This is a genomic window from Pseudorhodobacter sp. MZDSW-24AT (assembly GCF_002794355.1).
Classification (GTDB): Bacteria; Pseudomonadota; Alphaproteobacteria; order Rhodobacterales; family Rhodobacteraceae; genus Pseudotabrizicola.
This window is the reverse complement of sequence record NZ_PGOI01000008.1, coordinates 744,514-758,928: the sequence shown is the minus strand read 5'-3', so window position 1 is coordinate 758,928 and position 14,415 is coordinate 744,514. Positions and strand designations below refer to the sequence as shown.

Here is a 14,415-nt window from a genome sequence, read left to right as displayed (position 1 = left end):
TATCAAAAATTTTTGACTTGGCAAAATTTTTTTACTAGCGTGAGTCGGGAAGGAGAACGCCATGTCTCATCCGATGCCCGTCCCTGATCAGGCGCAGCCGCTTGCCTTTGGTGGCCGCATTCGTGATTTGCGGCGCAAGGCGGGCCTGACCTTGCAGGTTCTGGCGGATCAGGCGGGCATTTCGGTCGGCTTTCTGTCACAGGTCGAGCGCGACAAGGCGACACCCTCGCTTGCCACGCTGGCGGGTCTGGCGGCGGCGCTTGGGGTTGAGATCGACTGGTTCATCGCCACGCCGCGCCCATCGGACAGCATCAGCCGTCAAGGAGAGCGCCCCAGCTTTGCGATCGCCGACAGTTCGTTGCGGTATCAGCGCGTCAACAGCACCTTGCCCGGCGGGGTTCTGTCATCGCTGATCATCGAAATCCCGGTCGGCTATGCCTCTGAAATCGCAGCCCATACCGGCGAAGAGCTGATCTATTTGCTGGATGGCACGCTGCGCCAGACGCTGGGCGATGCGGTCTTTGTGCTGCATCCGGGCGACAGCTTGCACTTCATGGGGGACACCCCGCATTCCTTTGCCAATATCGGGGAAACGCCGGCCCGCTTGTTGTGGACCGGCACGTCGCCCCGCCTGATCGGACGATCCCCCGAAAGCCCGTAGCGGGGACAACCTGCGGCACCCAACAGGAGAGACAGATGTCCTTTCTTCGAACCACGCTGGCGGTCAGCCTGATCGCGCTGGCCACTGCGCCCGCCCTTGCGGCCACACCCGACACCGCGCTGGTGATCGCACAGAACATCGACGATATCGTGACCATCGACCCGGCCACCGCCTATGAGTTCAGCTCGGGCGAGTATGTGACCAACACCTATGACCAACTGGTGCGTTATGATGCGACCGACACCACGACGCTGGCGGCTGGACTTGCCGAAAGCTGGGAAGTCGACACGGCAGCAAAGACGGTGGTGTTCAAGCTGCGCGAAGGGGTGACGTTCCATTCGGGCAATCCGCTGCGCGGTGCTGATGTGGTGGGCAGCTGGAAGCGGGTTCTGGTGCTGAACAAGGCGCCGGCTTTCATTCTGGGCACGCTGGGTTGGACGGCGGAAAACATCGAAGAGATGGTCACCGCCGATGGCAACACCGTGACCGCACGCTGGGAAGGCGATTTCGCGCCGTCCTTTGTGCTCAACGTGCTGGCCTCGCGCCCGGCGTCGATCGTCGATATGGAAACGGCGATGGCGAATGCGCAAGGCGACGACATGGGCCACGCGTGGCTGAACGCCAACAGCGCGGGCACCGGCCCCTTTACGCTTGCGCGCTTTGCGCCCGGTGAAGTGATGATGCTGGCCGCGAACCCGAATTACTTCGGCGGCGCGCCCAAGGTGGAACAAGTGCTGATCCGCCATGTGGCCGAGGCCGCGACCCAGCGCTTGCTGCTGGAATCCGGCGATGTGGACATGGCGAAGAACCTGTCACCCGATCAGGTTGCCGGGCTTGCGGGCAATGCGGCCGTCAAGATCGAAACCTATCCGCAAACCGCCGTGCACTGGATCTCGTTGAACCAGAAGACCGAGGCTTTGCAGAACCCCGCCTTGTGGGAAGCCGCCCGCTATCTGGTGGATTACCAAGGCATGGCCGACAGCTTCCTGAAGGGCCAGATGGACGTGCATCAGGCCTTCTGGCCTGAAGGTTTCCCCGGCGCGCTGACCGAGACGCCCTTCAGCTATGATCTGGAAAAGGCCAAGCAGATCTTGGCCGAAGGCGGGGTGACCACGCCGTTGAAGATCGAGCTTGATGTGATCAACTCGGCGCCGTTCACCGATATCGCGGCTTCGCTGCAACAGACCTTTGCGCCTGCGGGGATCAACTTTGAAATCCTGCCGGGCACCGGGGCGCAGGTGATCACCAAGTATCGCGCGCGGACCCATCAGGGGATGCTGCTGTATTGGGGCCCAGACTTCATGGACCCGCATTCCAACGCCAAGGCCTTCGCCTATAACGCCGACAACGCGGATGACAAATACGTCTCCACCACCACATGGCGCAACGCGTGGATGCCACCCGAAGAGATGAACGCCAAGACCTTGGCGGCCTTGTCCGAACAAGACGAGAACGCCCGCAACCAGATGTATCTGGACCTGCAAAAATCGGTTCAGGACGAGTCGCCCTTTGTCATCATGTTCCAAGCCATCAAGCAGGTGGCGATGGCCGAAAACGTGCAAGGCTACGTCAACGGGGCCAGCGCCGACTTCGTGTTCTACCGTCTGGTGGAAAAGAACTGATCCCACAGCTCTGATGGGGCGGCCTCGGGCCGCCCTGTTACTTCAAATGACCCAAGGTAACGCCATGACTGATCCGACCGCCGTTTTCGCGGCATTGCACCGTGCCGCGCAAGACGCCGCCGGGGCCCGCCTGTTCACCGTCACCGTGCTTGATCGCAAGGCAGATCTGGTGCGGCGCGCCTACACATCCCACCCCGAGGATTACCCGGCGACCGGGACCAAACCCATGCGCTCGGACGCTTGGTCGGCTCAGGTGATTGACGGCAAGCGCAGCTTTGTGGCCAACACCACGCCGGAATTTGCGATCTATTTCAACGACCACGCGCTGATCAACGCGCTGGGCTGCCATTCGGCCCTGAACATGCCGGTGTCAGACGGTGACAAGGTTGTGGGCACTGTCAACGTGCTCGACGTTGAAGGACATTTCACACCAGAACGGGTGGCCGTGCTGGAGGCCTTGGTGGCCGATCACAAGGCCGAGTTGCTGGCCGCCATCGCCAAGGTGCCGATGGAGAACCCGGCATGACACGGATGGAGCGCCTGCGCGCGCGGATGGAGGCGACCGGGACAGGGCTTGTGGCGCTTGCCCCGGGCGCGCATATGCGTTGGCTGCTGGGATTTGCGCCCCATCCCGATGAGCGCGCCTGCCTGCTTCTGATCGGGCCGGAACAGGCGGGCTTTGTGATGCCTGCGCTCAATGCCGCGGATGCGCGGCAGCACACGGATCTGCCGTTCTGGGAATGGGCCGATGCGACAGGGCCGGCAGAGGCCTTGGCGGCGGCGTTCCAGGCCGTTGCTCCCAGCCCTCGGCGGGTGTCTCTGGATGAGCAGATGCGGACCGATCATGGCTTGCTTGTGCTTGACAGCCTGCCCAATGTGGCGCGCGGTTTTGCCAGCGAGACGATCGGCGCTTTGCGCATGGTCAAGGATGCGGCAGAATTGGCGGCTTTGGAAGAAAATGCCCGCATCGCCGATCTGGCGCAGACGGCAGTGCGGGCGGCCATTCGGCCGGGCGTGACGGAGGCCGAGTTGGCCGATGTGGCCATCGCCACCTTTGCCGCGCATGGCGCGCGCTGCGAGTTTGCGATCGTGGGCACCGGGGCCAATTCGGCCTTCCCGCATCATCACACCGGCAGCACGGTGCTGCGCAGCGGCGATGCCATCGTGGTGGACATCGGCGCGCGCAAGGATGGCTACTATTCCGACATCACGCGGATGGCCGCCGTTGGGCAAACACCAGAAGGCTATGCCGAGGTGCATGCGGTGGTCGATGCCGCCGTGCAGGCGGCTCTTGCGGTCATTCGCCCCGGCGTGTCTGCAAAGGCAGTGGATGATGCGGCGCGTGGGGTTATCACAGCGGCAGGCTATGGTGCGTATTTCACCCATCGCACCGGGCATGGCCTTGGCTCGGAAGTGCATGAGCCGCCGTATATGACCGCGACCAATCCACTGGTGCTGGAAGAAGGCATGGTGTTCACCGTAGAGCCGGGCATCTATCTGCCGGGGCGCTTTGGTATCCGGCTGGAAGAAGTGGCCGTCGTCACGGCCAGCGGCGCGCGCATCTTGTCAGGCCTTTCGCGCGATGTGCATGTCGCGGGCTGACCTATCCTGACAGGGTCGCTCTGGGTGTCTGCCTTGGAGTGGCCCTTTGCGCCGGATGGTGCCGGCGTCGGTTCTGTGGTGACGGTGCGGCCACGGGCGAGGAACACCTGATGGAAGGCGGGGTCAAAGCGTCCGTCGAGCATGTGCTGTCTCCTGTCAGTCTGAGGCGAGGGTGCTGCTGTGCGGGGCTGGTTGCGCGATGAAGGTTTCGGGCGCCACGACGAAGGTGAGGGCGGCGAGGTAGACGGCGGCGAAGAGGGCGAGGCCTGCGTAGTCGGAGGCGGTGGGGTTTGTGCTGCGAAACAGGCGGTTCATGGCGCGATCCTTGTGCTCAAGCGATGGCTCTGGGCGGTGCGTGTTATGCGGGAGGCTAAATGGGTGGCTGGGGCGGCGCGCTGCGCAAGTTCGTCGCGCAGGTCCTTGCCGTAGGCCCAAGGGCCAAAGCCCGAGGCGACGTTGATATGGCCAGCAAAGCCCATGTCGATGATCTCGCTGCCCCAGGCGCGGGCCAGATGGCGGGCGCGGCCAAAGCTCATCCACGGGTCGTTGCGGCTGGCAACAACGGTCGTTGGCACCTCCAGTCGTATCTGCGGGATGGCGCCGAACTGGCCGATCCGCTCTGCGCCCTCGGTCTCGGCGGGCGCGACCAGAAGGGCCGCGCGCACCCGCAGATGCGGCCAGGTCGTCAGGATGCGGGCGATCAACACCGCGCCCAGCGAATGACCGACCAGAATGCTGTCCGGGTGGCGCAGGATCATGCCTGCGAGTTCGGTTTCCCACAGGGCGGGCGAGGGCCGGTCGGGCTGCGACAGCTCGACGGTGATCGCGTCATGTTCGGTTGCCGCCCACCAGTGCTGCCAATGCGGCGCGGGGGAGGCATCAAGGCCGGGAACGATCAAGGTCTTGGTCATCTCGGTCTCCTGTTCGCGACTCTTCTGTGGGTTAAATCTATCAAATCAGTCGTGATTAGTGTTTCCAAAGACCGGCCCGGAAAGAGAAGATTATTCTCTTGGCGGGTCAGCGGCGCAGGGTGTCGACCGGGTAGGCGGTGGTGAACTTCATCCGTTCCATCGCGAAATGGCTGGTGACGTTCTTGATCGGCACCGCATCGGTCAGGCGTTTGTAAAGGGTGTCGAATTCGGCCATATCCGGCACGGCGATGCGCAGCAGGTAGTCCATCTCTCCGGCCATGCGGTAGACCTCCATGATCTGCGGCATGGATTGGGTGGCTTTGGCAAAGGCATCGCGCCAGTCGGCCGTGTGGTCCGGGGCTTCGATGCCGACAAAGACGGTGAGGCCGAAGCCCAGCTTTCCGGGATCGGCCAGCGCCACGCGGGCGGTCAGCACACCTTGATCTTGCAGCCTCTGGATGCGCTTCCAGCACGGGGTTTGCGACAGGCCAACCTTGTCGGCGATCTGCGACACCGGCAGCGTCGCATCGCGCATCAGCTCTGCCACGATCTTGCGGTCGATCAGGTCGAGGGCGTCCATGCGGGGTCTCCATGTCGTCGGGCGGGCCTTCACGGGGCCTTTCCAATAGCATGACACCGAAAATCAATTTGTCTACCATCTTTATCGTGTATAAATGCCGTCGCTGTATGCAATTGTTTTAAAACGCTTTGTTGACCGCCAAAGCCTTGTGGCGCGGCGATGGCCAAAAATCCCGACCTTGATTCTGAGATTTGGCCAGGCTAGCGTCAGCCATGATCACGCAGAAAATGAAATATGCGCTCAAGGCGCTTCTGGTGCTGGCGGATGAGGCGGGGCAGGCCGCGCCAAAATCGCTGACCATTGAAGAAATCGCCAAACGCTCGGGCGCGCCCAAACGGTTTTTGGAGCATATCCTGCTGGAGGTGCGCAACGCCGGGGTGATCGCGTCGATCCGGGGGCGCTCGGGGGGCTATGTGCTGATCAAGAAGCCGACCGATATCTCGATCTCGGAACTTCTGCGCACGATTGATGGGCCGATTGCGCCGCTGCCCTGCCTGTCGCGCCGCGCCTATCAGCGCTGCGAGGATTGCGTGGATGAGGCGAGCTGCCGGATCCGCAAGATCTTTGCCGAGGTGTTCTGGTCGTATCTGTTGATCATCGACTCGCTGACCCTGGAAGACATGCTGCGGTCTTCTGCGGTGGCCGATCAGGTCATCGGCGCCTGATCGGGCGCGCTAAAATTTTGATATTCTTAAAGTAATCCTCTGCATGCGCGGCGCCATGCGGGCGGCCCCGGAGAATATTCTTCTATATACACGACCAACTTTGGCGTGAATATTCTGTTGCAATACTCGACCAGTCCTGTCGTTATTAAGGCATCGGGAGCCACAGTCGCGCCCGCCGGACCGAAAGGAGATTGCAGATGACCGCCGCCTATCCCGCATTCCACCCTGCTGCCAGCTGGGCCGGGTCCATGCCGATGATGCAGGGCACGGCGCGGGCCTGCATGGTGCGTCTGATCGACCGACGCACGGGGGCTGCGCACCGGATCAACGGCACGCCGCTCACGCTTTACACCCGCCGCCCGACCGAGGCTGCCGCCGATCTGATGCAGGGTCGCGACGCCCGCATCTGGGAGGTTCGGATCGAGCCCATTGAGGCAGAGGTGCCGCGATGAACGCTTATGGCCACCCCTCCAGCACTCTGGGCCTTGTCCCGGTTTTGCCCCGCTTTTTGTCCCGCCCAAAGGCTTTGGACGCTCAAACCCCACAGACATCATCGGAGACTTCCATGCTGACCACCATCAAGATCGCCCACCATGCGACGGCGCAGGGCCTTAAGGTCGCTGAACTGAGCGACGGCCGGGTGACGGTTGAAACCGGGCGTGAACGGGTGACGGGCTGGCCGGTGCCGCGCCTTGTCAAGGCGGGGGTCTCGGCCCTTGCGCTGGCGCTGGTGTCGCTTGGCGCGGCCCCTGCGCCGGTGCAGGCGGAAACCCTGCTGAACGTGAGCTACGACCCGACGCGCGAATTGTATCGTGAGTTCAACGAAGCCTTCACCGCGTGGTGGGTGGGGCAGGGCAACGCAGCGCCGACCATCGAGGTGAGCCATGGTGGTTCGGGCTCTCAGGCCCGCGCGGTGATTGACGGGCTGGAGGCGCAGGTTCTGACGCTGGCGCTGGCGGGCGATATCGACCGCGTGGCGGGGGCGGGCAAACTGCCTGCCGACTGGCAATCGAAACTGCCCAACAACTCTTCGCCTTACACCAGCACGATCGTGTTCTTGGTGCGCGAAGGGAACCCCGAAGGCATCGCCGATTGGGATGATCTGGTGAAAGAGGATGTGGAGGTGATCACCCCCAACCCGAAAACCTCGGGCGGGGCGCGCTGGAATTACCTTGCGGCCTGGGCCTGGGCGGAAAAGAACGGGCAGGACCCGAAGGCCTTTGTCGGCCAGCTTTACAAGAATGTGCCGGTGCTTGACAGCGGCGCGCGCGGATCGACCACCACCTTCGCACAGCGCGGCATCGGCGATGTGCTGCTGGCTTGGGAGAATGAGGCTTATCTCGCGCTGAAGGAACTGGGCGAAGATCAGTTCGACATCGTGGTGCCGTCGATCAGCGTTCTGGCCGAACCGCCGGTTGCGCTGGTGGAAGGCAACATCAAGTCGGACGAGCAGCGCAAGCTGGCCGAGGCTTACCTGAACTTCCTTTACACGCCCGAAGGTCAGGCGCTGGCGTTCAAGCACTTCTACCGAGCCTGGGATGCCTCTGCCGCCAATCCCGAAGATGTGGCCCGCTTCCCGGAGCTGAAGCTTGTGGACATCGCCAGCTTTGGCGGCTGGGCAAAGGTGCAGGCCGACCACTTCGCCGATGGCGGCATCTTCGACCAGATTTACGTGCCGAAATAAGGAAAGATGATGGGCAGACCTCTGATCCACCGATCCCCGATGCCCGGCCTTGGCCTCAGCATGGGGATCACCCTGACGATGCTTTCCCTTGTCGTCCTTCTGCCCATCGGCGCCCTTCTTTTGAAGGGCGCCAATTACGGCTTGGCGGGGATCTGGGAAACGGTGAACCGTGAACGCGTCTGGGCGGCGCTGTTCTTGTCGTTCCGGCTGTCGCTGTTTGCGGCGCTGTTCAATCTGGTCTTCGGTGTGCTGCTGGCTTGGGTGCTGGTGCGCTATCGCTTTCCGGGGCGCCGTATTCTGGATGCTGCTGTGGATCTGCCCTTTGCGCTGCCAACGGCGGTGGCGGGCATCTCATTGACCGCGCTTTATGCGCCCAACGGCTTCTTCGGGCAACTCGCCGGGGAGATCGGCTGGAAAATCGCCTATACCCAATGGGGCATCTTCATCGCCCTGGTGTTTGTGGGCCTGCCCTTTGTCACCCGCACCGTGCAGCCGGTGGTCGAAGAAATCGAGCGCGAGGTGGAAGAGGCCTCTGCCACCCTTGGCGCAAGCCGCTTCCACACGATCCGCCATGTCATCCTGCCGATGCTGACGCCCGCCGCGCTGACGGGCTTTGCCCTGGCGTTGGCCCGGGCGGTGGGGGAGTACGGGTCGGTCATCTTTATCGCGGGGAATATTCCGCTGGTCACGGAAATCGCGCCGCTGCTGATCATCATCCAGCTGGAAGAGTTCAACTATGACGCAGCCGCCGCCATCGGCATCGCCATGCTGCTGATCAGCTTTGCGATGCTGCTGGTCATCAACCTGATCCAGGTCTGGAGCCGCCGGAGGATTGGCTATGTCTGATATCACCGTGACCAAGGGCGCGCCGCCCCGCTTCCGCTCGGCCACCGAAGAGTCCCCGCTCGCCCGCTGGGCGATGATCGCGGCGGCGGTGCTGGGGCTTGGTATTCTGGTCTTTGCGCCGCTGATCGCCGTCTTTGTCGAAGCCTTGGCGCAGGGCGTGGCGGCCTCGCTGGCCAGCCTTGCGACGCGGGACGCGCAAGAGGCGATCAAGCTGACGCTGACCATCGCCGCGATCTCGGTGCCCTTGAACGCCATCTTCGGCGTGGCGGCGGCGTGGTTCATCACCAAGTTCGACTTCCGTGGCAAGGCCTTCCTGATCACGCTGATCGATCTGCCGTTCTCGGTCTCTCCAGTCGTGGCGGGACTCTGCATCGTGTTGATGTTCGGCACCAATTCTTTGGTGGGCGGCTGGCTGGTGGCCAATGGCTATCCGATCGTCTTTGCGATGCCGGGGATCATTCTGGCCACCATGTTCGTGACCTTCCCCTTTGTTGCGCGCGAGTTGATCCCGGTGATGATCGAACAGGGCCGGGCCGAGGAAGAGGCCGCGCTGACCCTTGGCGCGAGCGGCTGGCGGGTGTTCTGGACGGTGACGCTGCCCAATATCCGCTGGGCGCTCCTCTATGGCGTGCTTTTGTGCAACGCCCGCGCGATGGGCGAGTTTGGGGCGGTCGCCGTGGTCTCGGGCAAGATCCGTGGCCAGACCGCCACCATGCCGACCACGATCGAGATGCTCTATCAGGAATACCTCTCGGTCGCGGCCTTCAGCCTTGCCGCTGTGTTGGCGCTGCTGGCGCTTGTCACGCTTCTGCTCAAGACCGCTCTGGAAATCCGCCATGCCGATCAACTCGCCGCCGCGCACCGCCACTAGGAGACATCCCATGCATATCGAAATCGACGAAATCTCCAAAAGCTTTGGCACCACGGCGGCGCTGCACCCGGTCTCGCTGTCGTTGCCGTCGGGCGCGCTGGTGGCGCTGCTGGGCCCTTCGGGGTCGGGCAAGACCACGCTTTTGCGCATCCTTGGCGGCCTTGAGTTCCCCAGTTCGGGGCGCGTGATGTTCGACGGGCAGGATGCCACGGGCCTGTCGGTGCAGGATCGCCGCGCGGGATTTGTGTTCCAAAGCTATGCGCTGTTCCGCCATATGACCGTGTTCGACAACATCGCCTACGGCCTGAACGCCCGCCCGCGCGCCAGCCGCCCGACCAAGGCCGAGATCGCCCGGCGTGTGACCAAACTGCTGGAGCTGATCCAGCTCCCTGACATCGGCGCGCGCTATCCCAGCCAGCTCTCGGGCGGTCAGCGGCAGCGTGTGGCGCTTGCCCGCGCGCTGGCCATCGAGCCGCGGATGCTCCTCCTCGACGAACCCTTCGGCGCGCTGGATGCCAAGGTCCGCAAGGAACTGCGCCAAGGCCTGCGCGATATCCACGACACCACGGGGCTGACCACGGTTTTTGTGACCCATGATCAGGAAGAGGCGATGGAACTCGCGGATCTGGTGGTGGTCATGTCGATGGGGCGGATCGAACAAATCGGCAAACCCCAAGACATCCGCGCAAGGCCCGCTACACCCTTCGTGCGCGCGTTCGTCAGCGCATGAAGGGCGAGGCGATGTGGAAAGGCCCTCCGCGATGACGGGCGCCGCAATCGGATCGAGATCAGCTTGGCTCGGCTGAAAGAGTGGCGCAGGGTCGCAACCCTTTACCACAGATGCGCCAAAACCCTTTTGTGCGCCGGTGCCCAAGCCGCAGCCTTCATGTTCTGACGTTTGGCATCATTGTGACTGGAGCCTCAGCGCCGGGGAGCGACGTCACGGATCAACGCCGTCTGGCAGCTGGAGCCGACAGATGGGCGACAAACCCGACACTTCTCCCATGCAGATCATGGGGGGCCAATGGGGGTGTCGAGATGCTGAGACCCTGAGCCAGAACGGCGCTTCGGCGGGATGCATGACCCGTGGCGGACACAAACCCGGTTCCGCAGAGGCCGGGAGGGCGGAAGGGAGGGCTGGCGGTCAGGCGAAACTTGCCACTCTGATGTTGTTGGTGCTGCCGATCTGTCCGAAGGGGATGCCGGCCAAGACCACCAAAAGCTCGCCTGCGGTCGGGGCAAGGAGTTGCGCGGATTTGACCCGCGCGCTTTCTATCATGCTGTCGTAATCCGACACCGTATCTTCCAAAACCGAGCGGAGACCCCAGACCAAGGCCATGCGTCTGGACACCTGCACATCTCGGGTCAGGACCAGCAAAGGCAACATCGGCCGTCGCGCGGCAATGCGGGTGCCGGTCGTCCCGGTTACGGAATGGGCGACAATGCAGCGTGCGCCCAGTGCCACAGCCATTTGCGCGCTGGTATCGGCAATGCAATCTGCCGGGGTGGCCGCCGCCTCGCGCGAGCTGCGGATGGCGTTGGCATACCAAGAATGTGCTTCGGTGGACCGGATGATGCGGTCCATGACCTCAACCGCCTCTGACGGATAGGCTCCGCTGGCGCTTTCGGCCGAAAGCATGACGGCATCAGCCCCGTCATAGATCGCAGTCGCGACATCGGAGGCTTCGGCGCGGGTGGGGGCAGGGGCGCCTGTCATCGATTCCAGCATCTGGGTGGCGACGATCACCGGGCGGCTTTCGCGCCGACACAGGGCGATGATTTCCTTCTGGCGTGCCGGGACGTCTTCGGGTGGGATTTCCACGCCCAAATCGCCGCGCGCGACCATGATGGCATCGGATTTTCGGACGATCTCTTCGATCTCGTCAAGCGCGGTGGGCTTTTCTATCTTGGCGATCAGCCCCGCACGCCCTGCGATGATCGTGGAAATCTCGTCCAGATCGCTGGCGCGCTGGACGAAGGACAGCGCGACCCAATCGACGCCTTCGGCCAGACCGAAGTCCAGATCGTGCCGGTCTTTCTGGGTCAGGACCGGCAGATCAAGGATGGTATCGGGCAGGTTCACCCCCTTGCGGTCACTGATCTTGCCGCCTTCAAGCACCACCGCTTCTATCCGCTCGGCTGTGGTTTCAAGCACCCTCAGGCGCAAGCGGCCGTCATCGATGAACAGGCGGTGCCCGGGCCGGATGGCGGCAAAAATCTCGGGATGCGGGAGGGGCAGGGTTGTTGACTCGCCGGTTTCGCTGGTTGACACCAGCGTGACGCGTTCGTCCCGGTCGAGTGTGCGCGGGCCATTTGTCAGGCGGCCGATGCGGATTTTCGGGCCTTGCAGGTCCTGCACGATCCCGATGGGGGTGCCGACCTCCTCTTCCAAGGCGCGGATGGCGCGGATCACGGCCTGATGGGTGGCATGGTCGCCATGACTGAAGTTCAGCCGAAAGGTGTCGACCCCTTGGGTGAACAACCGACGCAACATGAACGGCGCTGCGCTGGCCGGGCCGACGGTGGCCACGATCTTGGCGCGTCTGTCACGAATCATGGGAGGTATCCTTGTAGGAACGGGATTTCAAAGCACGAGGACGGCCCGAAAATCATTGACGTTGGTCAGGGTGGGGCCGGTTCGGATCAGTTCACCGATGGCATCGAAATAGCTGTAGCTGTCGTGTGCCATGAGTTTGGCACCAGCATCGAGCCCGCGGGCCGATCCGCGCGAGAGTGTGTCTGGCCTGATCAGGGCTCCGGCAGCGTCCTCTGTTCCGTCGATGCCGTCAGTGTCGGCGGCAAGAGCGAAAATGTCTGGGTGGCCTTGGAGCGCGGTGGCGAGCGATAGGAGGAACTCGGTGTTGCGCCCGCCTCTTCCGGGTGTGCGGGCGCCGATGGAGACGGTCGTTTCACCTCCGGACAGCAGGACCAAAGGGGGCTGGGCGGGGGTGCCGTGGCGGGCCGCGGCCTTGCTGATGCCAGCCATCACGATCCCCAAGTCGCGGGCCTCGCCTTCCAGCGCATCGCCGAGAAGCACCGGGGCAATCCCGTGGTCGCGGGCGACCCGAGCTGCCGCCTGCAACTACAGTTGCGGCGTGGCGATCAATCGATAGTCTGGCACAAAGCTTGGGGCAGGGGCGGGGGTGGCAAGCAACAGCGCCCGCGCAGCCCTTGGCAAGGCATCCCCGAGACGGTCCACCAAAGGGGACAGATCGACCGATGCGGTCGGATCGGGAACGGTCGGACCCGAGGCGATGGCGGCGGGATCATCGCCCGGCACATCGGAAATGGCGAGCGTGACGAGGCGGGCCGCGCCGACGGCCCGGGCCAGACCGCCGCCTTTGATCTGCGACAGGCGCCGCCGGACCCGGTTCATCTCGTCGATGGTCAGGCCCGAATGCAAGAGAAGGCGATTGACCTCTTTCTTCTCGGCCAAGGTGAGCGGTGGCTTTGGCTGTGGCATCAGCGCTGAGCCGCCGCCCGAGATCAGGGCCAGCACCAGATCATCAGGCCCTGCGGTTTGCACGATGCGCAAGATCTCTTGTGCCGCCGCTTCTCCGGCGGCGTCGGGGACGGGATGGGCTGCTTCGCGCACAAGGATGCGTTGGGTCGGCACGGCATGACCGTAGCGGGTGACAACCACACCTGTGAGATCAACGTCCGGCCATGCCTGCTCGACCGCCTGCGCCATGGCGGCGGCGGATTTTCCCGCCCCCACCACGATGCAACGTCCGCGCGGTTTTTCGGGCAGATGCGGCGCCACGACTGTGGCAGGGTCTGCAGCCGAGATGGCCGCATCCAGCATCTGTCGCAAGAGGGCACAGGCGCGTGCGTCTTTCATCGTCAGATGTTCTCTGCGCGGATGGCTTCGCACACGGCCTCGGTCACCTCCCGGGTGTTGGCCGAGCCGCCCACGTCGGGTGTCATCACCCCATCGGCACAGACCTTTTCCACGGCACGCATCAGGCGTTTGGCGGCCGCGGGCTCTCCGAGATGCTCCAGCATCTGCGCTGCCGTCCAGAAGGTTGCCACCGGGTTTGCAATCCCTTTGCCGGTGATGTCAAAGGCGGAGCCGTGGATCGGTTCGAACATTGACGGATAGCGGCGCTCGGGGTCGATGTTGGCGGTTGGCGCGACGCCAAGACTTCCTGCAAGGGCGCCGGCGAGATCGGACAGGATATCGGCGTGAAGGTTCGTGGCCACGATGGTATCAAGGCTGCGCGGGTTCTTGACCATGCGCACAGTCATTGCGTCCACCAGCATCTTGTCCCAAGTCACATCCGGGAATTCCTTTGACACTTCCGCCGCGATCTCATCCCACATCACCATGCCAAAGCGTTGCGCGTTGGATTTGGTCACGACGGTGAGAAACTTGCGGGGGCGCGATTGTGCGAGGCGGAACGCGTAGCGCATGATCCGGGTGACACCGACACGCGTGAAAATGGAAACTTCTGTCCCCACTTCCTCGGGCAGACCCTTGTGCGCCCGGCCCCCATGCCCCGAATATTCGCCTTCAGAGTTTTCGCGCACGATAACCCAATCCAGATCGCCCAGGCCCACATCCGCCAAAGGCGAGACGATCCCCGGCAAGATGCGCGTTGGGCGCACATTGGCGTATTGGTCAAAGCCTTGGCAGATCGGCAGTCGCAAACCCCAGAGCGTGATGTGATCGGGCACGTCTGGCGCGCCGACCGCGCCGAAAAAGATTGCGTCAAAGGCCTTGAGTTGCGCCGTCCCATCTTCGGGCATCATGGCACCGGTTTTGCGATAGCGCTCTGACCCCCAGTCAAATGTTGTCACATCCAGCATAAAGCCGCCGTCGCGCCGTTGCAGCGCTTCCAGCGCCTGAAGCCCGGCGGCGATCACCTCGGGGCCGATACCATCGGCGGGTATGGCGGCAATCTTGTAGGTCTTCATGGTGATCCGTTCCTCTCGCGATCAAATTCTGCCCGGATGCACCGCAGAACGCGGAC

Annotated in this window: 17 protein-coding genes; 10 read left to right on the top strand and 7 right to left on the bottom strand. The window is 63.3% G+C overall.

The genetic code is table 11. From position 1 onward, the window contains the following. Positions 1-61 precede the first annotated feature (61 nt). From CUR21_RS13260 to CUR21_RS13245, 4 genes are all read left to right on the top strand, one after another. Complete coding sequence (locus tag CUR21_RS13260) at positions 62-661, top strand: helix-turn-helix domain-containing protein (RefSeq protein WP_100197472.1); 600 nt, start codon at positions 62-64, stop codon at positions 659-661. Positions 662-696: 35 nt separating this feature from the next. Then, positions 697-2,283: an ABC transporter substrate-binding protein gene (locus CUR21_RS13255; RefSeq protein ID WP_100197471.1), complete on the top strand. Its 1,587-nt coding sequence runs from the start codon at positions 697-699 to the stop codon at positions 2,281-2,283. Positions 2,284-2,347: 64 nt separating this feature from the next. Further along, complete coding sequence (locus CUR21_RS13250) at positions 2,348-2,809, top strand: GAF domain-containing protein (protein WP_100197470.1); 462 nt, start codon at positions 2,348-2,350, stop codon at positions 2,807-2,809. Continuing rightward, entirely contained in the window at positions 2,806-3,885 is a 1,080-nt protein-coding gene (locus CUR21_RS13245; RefSeq protein WP_100197469.1) for a Xaa-Pro peptidase family protein, read from the top strand. The genes CUR21_RS13250 and CUR21_RS13245 overlap by 4 nt, the downstream gene beginning before the upstream one ends. A 156-nt stretch (positions 3,886-4,041) precedes the next feature. On the opposite strand, the gene CUR21_RS18635 is transcribed toward CUR21_RS13245, so the two are convergent. The 3 genes from CUR21_RS18635 to CUR21_RS13235 form a co-directional block, all read right to left on the bottom strand. Next, entirely contained in the window at positions 4,042-4,200 is a 159-nt protein-coding gene (locus CUR21_RS18635; RefSeq protein ID WP_157792018.1) for a hypothetical protein, read from the bottom strand. Beyond that, entirely contained in the window at positions 4,197-4,796 is a 600-nt protein-coding gene (locus CUR21_RS13240) for an alpha/beta hydrolase (protein WP_100197468.1), read from the bottom strand. Before CUR21_RS13240 ends, CUR21_RS18635 begins: the two co-directional genes overlap by 4 nt. Before the next feature lie 106 nt (positions 4,797-4,902). Continuing rightward, on the bottom strand, positions 4,903-5,376 hold the full coding sequence (locus tag CUR21_RS13235; RefSeq protein ID WP_100197467.1) for an Lrp/AsnC family transcriptional regulator: 474 nt from the start codon (positions 5,374-5,376) through the stop codon (positions 4,903-4,905). A 212-nt stretch (positions 5,377-5,588) separates the two neighbouring features. Between CUR21_RS13235 and CUR21_RS13230 the strand changes: the two genes are divergently transcribed. The 6 genes from CUR21_RS13230 (at position 5,589) to CUR21_RS13205 (ending at position 10,172) form a co-directional block, all read left to right on the top strand. Next, positions 5,589-6,041: an Rrf2 family transcriptional regulator gene (locus CUR21_RS13230; RefSeq protein ID WP_100197466.1), complete on the top strand. Its 453-nt coding sequence runs from the start codon at positions 5,589-5,591 to the stop codon at positions 6,039-6,041. A 197-nt stretch (positions 6,042-6,238) separates the two neighbouring features. Further along, on the top strand, positions 6,239-6,493 hold the full coding sequence (locus CUR21_RS13225; RefSeq protein WP_232622786.1) for a hypothetical protein: 255 nt from the start codon (positions 6,239-6,241) through the stop codon (positions 6,491-6,493). A 113-nt stretch (positions 6,494-6,606) separates the two neighbouring features. Further along, entirely contained in the window at positions 6,607-7,725 is a 1,119-nt protein-coding gene (locus CUR21_RS13220) for a sulfate ABC transporter substrate-binding protein (protein ID WP_232622785.1), read from the top strand. Between the two features lie 6 nt (positions 7,726-7,731). Beyond that, a complete protein-coding gene (gene cysT, locus CUR21_RS13215) occupies positions 7,732-8,571 on the top strand; it encodes a sulfate ABC transporter permease subunit CysT (protein WP_369802530.1) in 840 nt (279 codons plus the stop codon). Then, positions 8,564-9,442, top strand: coding sequence for a sulfate ABC transporter permease subunit CysW (gene cysW / locus CUR21_RS13210; protein WP_198431695.1), 879 nt, complete (start codon positions 8,564-8,566; stop codon positions 9,440-9,442). The genes cysT and cysW overlap by 8 nt, the downstream gene beginning before the upstream one ends. 10 nt (positions 9,443-9,452) lie before the next feature. After that, complete coding sequence (locus tag CUR21_RS13205) at positions 9,453-10,172, top strand: sulfate/molybdate ABC transporter ATP-binding protein (protein ID WP_198431694.1); 720 nt, start codon at positions 9,453-9,455, stop codon at positions 10,170-10,172. Positions 10,173-10,586: 414 nt separating this feature from the next. Here the strand turns inward: CUR21_RS13205 and pyk are convergent, their stop codons facing one another. The 4 genes from pyk to CUR21_RS13185 are packed head-to-tail and all read right to left on the bottom strand — an operon-like array spanning position 10,587 to position 14,359. Then, a complete protein-coding gene (gene pyk, locus CUR21_RS13195; RefSeq protein WP_100197463.1) occupies positions 10,587-11,999 on the bottom strand; it encodes a pyruvate kinase in 1,413 nt (470 codons plus the stop codon). Between the two features lie 27 nt (positions 12,000-12,026). Continuing rightward, positions 12,027-12,524, bottom strand: a complete 498-nt coding sequence (locus tag CUR21_RS19080) for an MOFRL family protein (protein ID WP_369802529.1) — start codon at positions 12,522-12,524, stop codon at positions 12,027-12,029. Next, complete coding sequence (locus tag CUR21_RS19075) at positions 12,525-13,283, bottom strand: glycerate kinase (protein WP_369802528.1); 759 nt, start codon at positions 13,281-13,283, stop codon at positions 12,525-12,527. Positions 13,284-13,285: 2 nt separating this feature from the next. After that, entirely contained in the window at positions 13,286-14,359 is a 1,074-nt protein-coding gene (locus tag CUR21_RS13185; RefSeq protein ID WP_100197462.1) for a tartrate dehydrogenase, read from the bottom strand. Positions 14,360-14,415: the final 56 nt, after the last annotated feature.

What these genes read in the sequence shown, in the direction of transcription:
- CUR21_RS19075 (WP_369802528.1), bottom strand. Translation starts at nt 13,283, where the DNA reads ATGAAAGACGCACGCGCCTGTGCCCTCTTGCGACAGATGCTGGATGCG.
- CUR21_RS13245 (WP_100197469.1), top strand. Translation starts at nt 2,806, where the DNA reads ATGACACGGATGGAGCGCCTGCGCGCGCGGATGGAGGCGACCGGGACA.
- CUR21_RS13185 (WP_100197462.1), bottom strand. Translation starts at nt 14,359, where the DNA reads ATGAAGACCTACAAGATTGCCGCCATACCCGCCGATGGTATCGGCCCC.
- pyk (WP_100197463.1), bottom strand. Translation starts at nt 11,999, where the DNA reads ATGATTCGTGACAGACGCGCCAAGATCGTGGCCACCGTCGGCCCGGCC.
- CUR21_RS13230 (WP_100197466.1), top strand. Translation starts at nt 5,589, where the DNA reads ATGATCACGCAGAAAATGAAATATGCGCTCAAGGCGCTTCTGGTGCTG.
- CUR21_RS13225 (WP_232622786.1), top strand. Translation starts at nt 6,239, where the DNA reads ATGACCGCCGCCTATCCCGCATTCCACCCTGCTGCCAGCTGGGCCGGG.
- cysT (WP_369802530.1), top strand. Translation starts at nt 7,732, where the DNA reads ATGATGGGCAGACCTCTGATCCACCGATCCCCGATGCCCGGCCTTGGC.
- CUR21_RS13235 (WP_100197467.1), bottom strand. Translation starts at nt 5,376, where the DNA reads ATGGACGCCCTCGACCTGATCGACCGCAAGATCGTGGCAGAGCTGATG.
- CUR21_RS18635 (WP_157792018.1), bottom strand. Translation starts at nt 4,200, where the DNA reads ATGAACCGCCTGTTTCGCAGCACAAACCCCACCGCCTCCGACTACGCA.
- cysW (WP_198431695.1), top strand. Translation starts at nt 8,564, where the DNA reads ATGTCTGATATCACCGTGACCAAGGGCGCGCCGCCCCGCTTCCGCTCG.
- CUR21_RS13240 (WP_100197468.1), bottom strand. Translation starts at nt 4,796, where the DNA reads ATGACCAAGACCTTGATCGTTCCCGGCCTTGATGCCTCCCCCGCGCCG.
- CUR21_RS13255 (WP_100197471.1), top strand. Translation starts at nt 697, where the DNA reads ATGTCCTTTCTTCGAACCACGCTGGCGGTCAGCCTGATCGCGCTGGCC.
- CUR21_RS13205 (WP_198431694.1), top strand. Translation starts at nt 9,453, where the DNA reads ATGCATATCGAAATCGACGAAATCTCCAAAAGCTTTGGCACCACGGCG.
- CUR21_RS13220 (WP_232622785.1), top strand. Translation starts at nt 6,607, where the DNA reads ATGCTGACCACCATCAAGATCGCCCACCATGCGACGGCGCAGGGCCTT.
- CUR21_RS13260 (WP_100197472.1), top strand. Translation starts at nt 62, where the DNA reads ATGTCTCATCCGATGCCCGTCCCTGATCAGGCGCAGCCGCTTGCCTTT.
- CUR21_RS13250 (WP_100197470.1), top strand. Translation starts at nt 2,348, where the DNA reads ATGACTGATCCGACCGCCGTTTTCGCGGCATTGCACCGTGCCGCGCAA.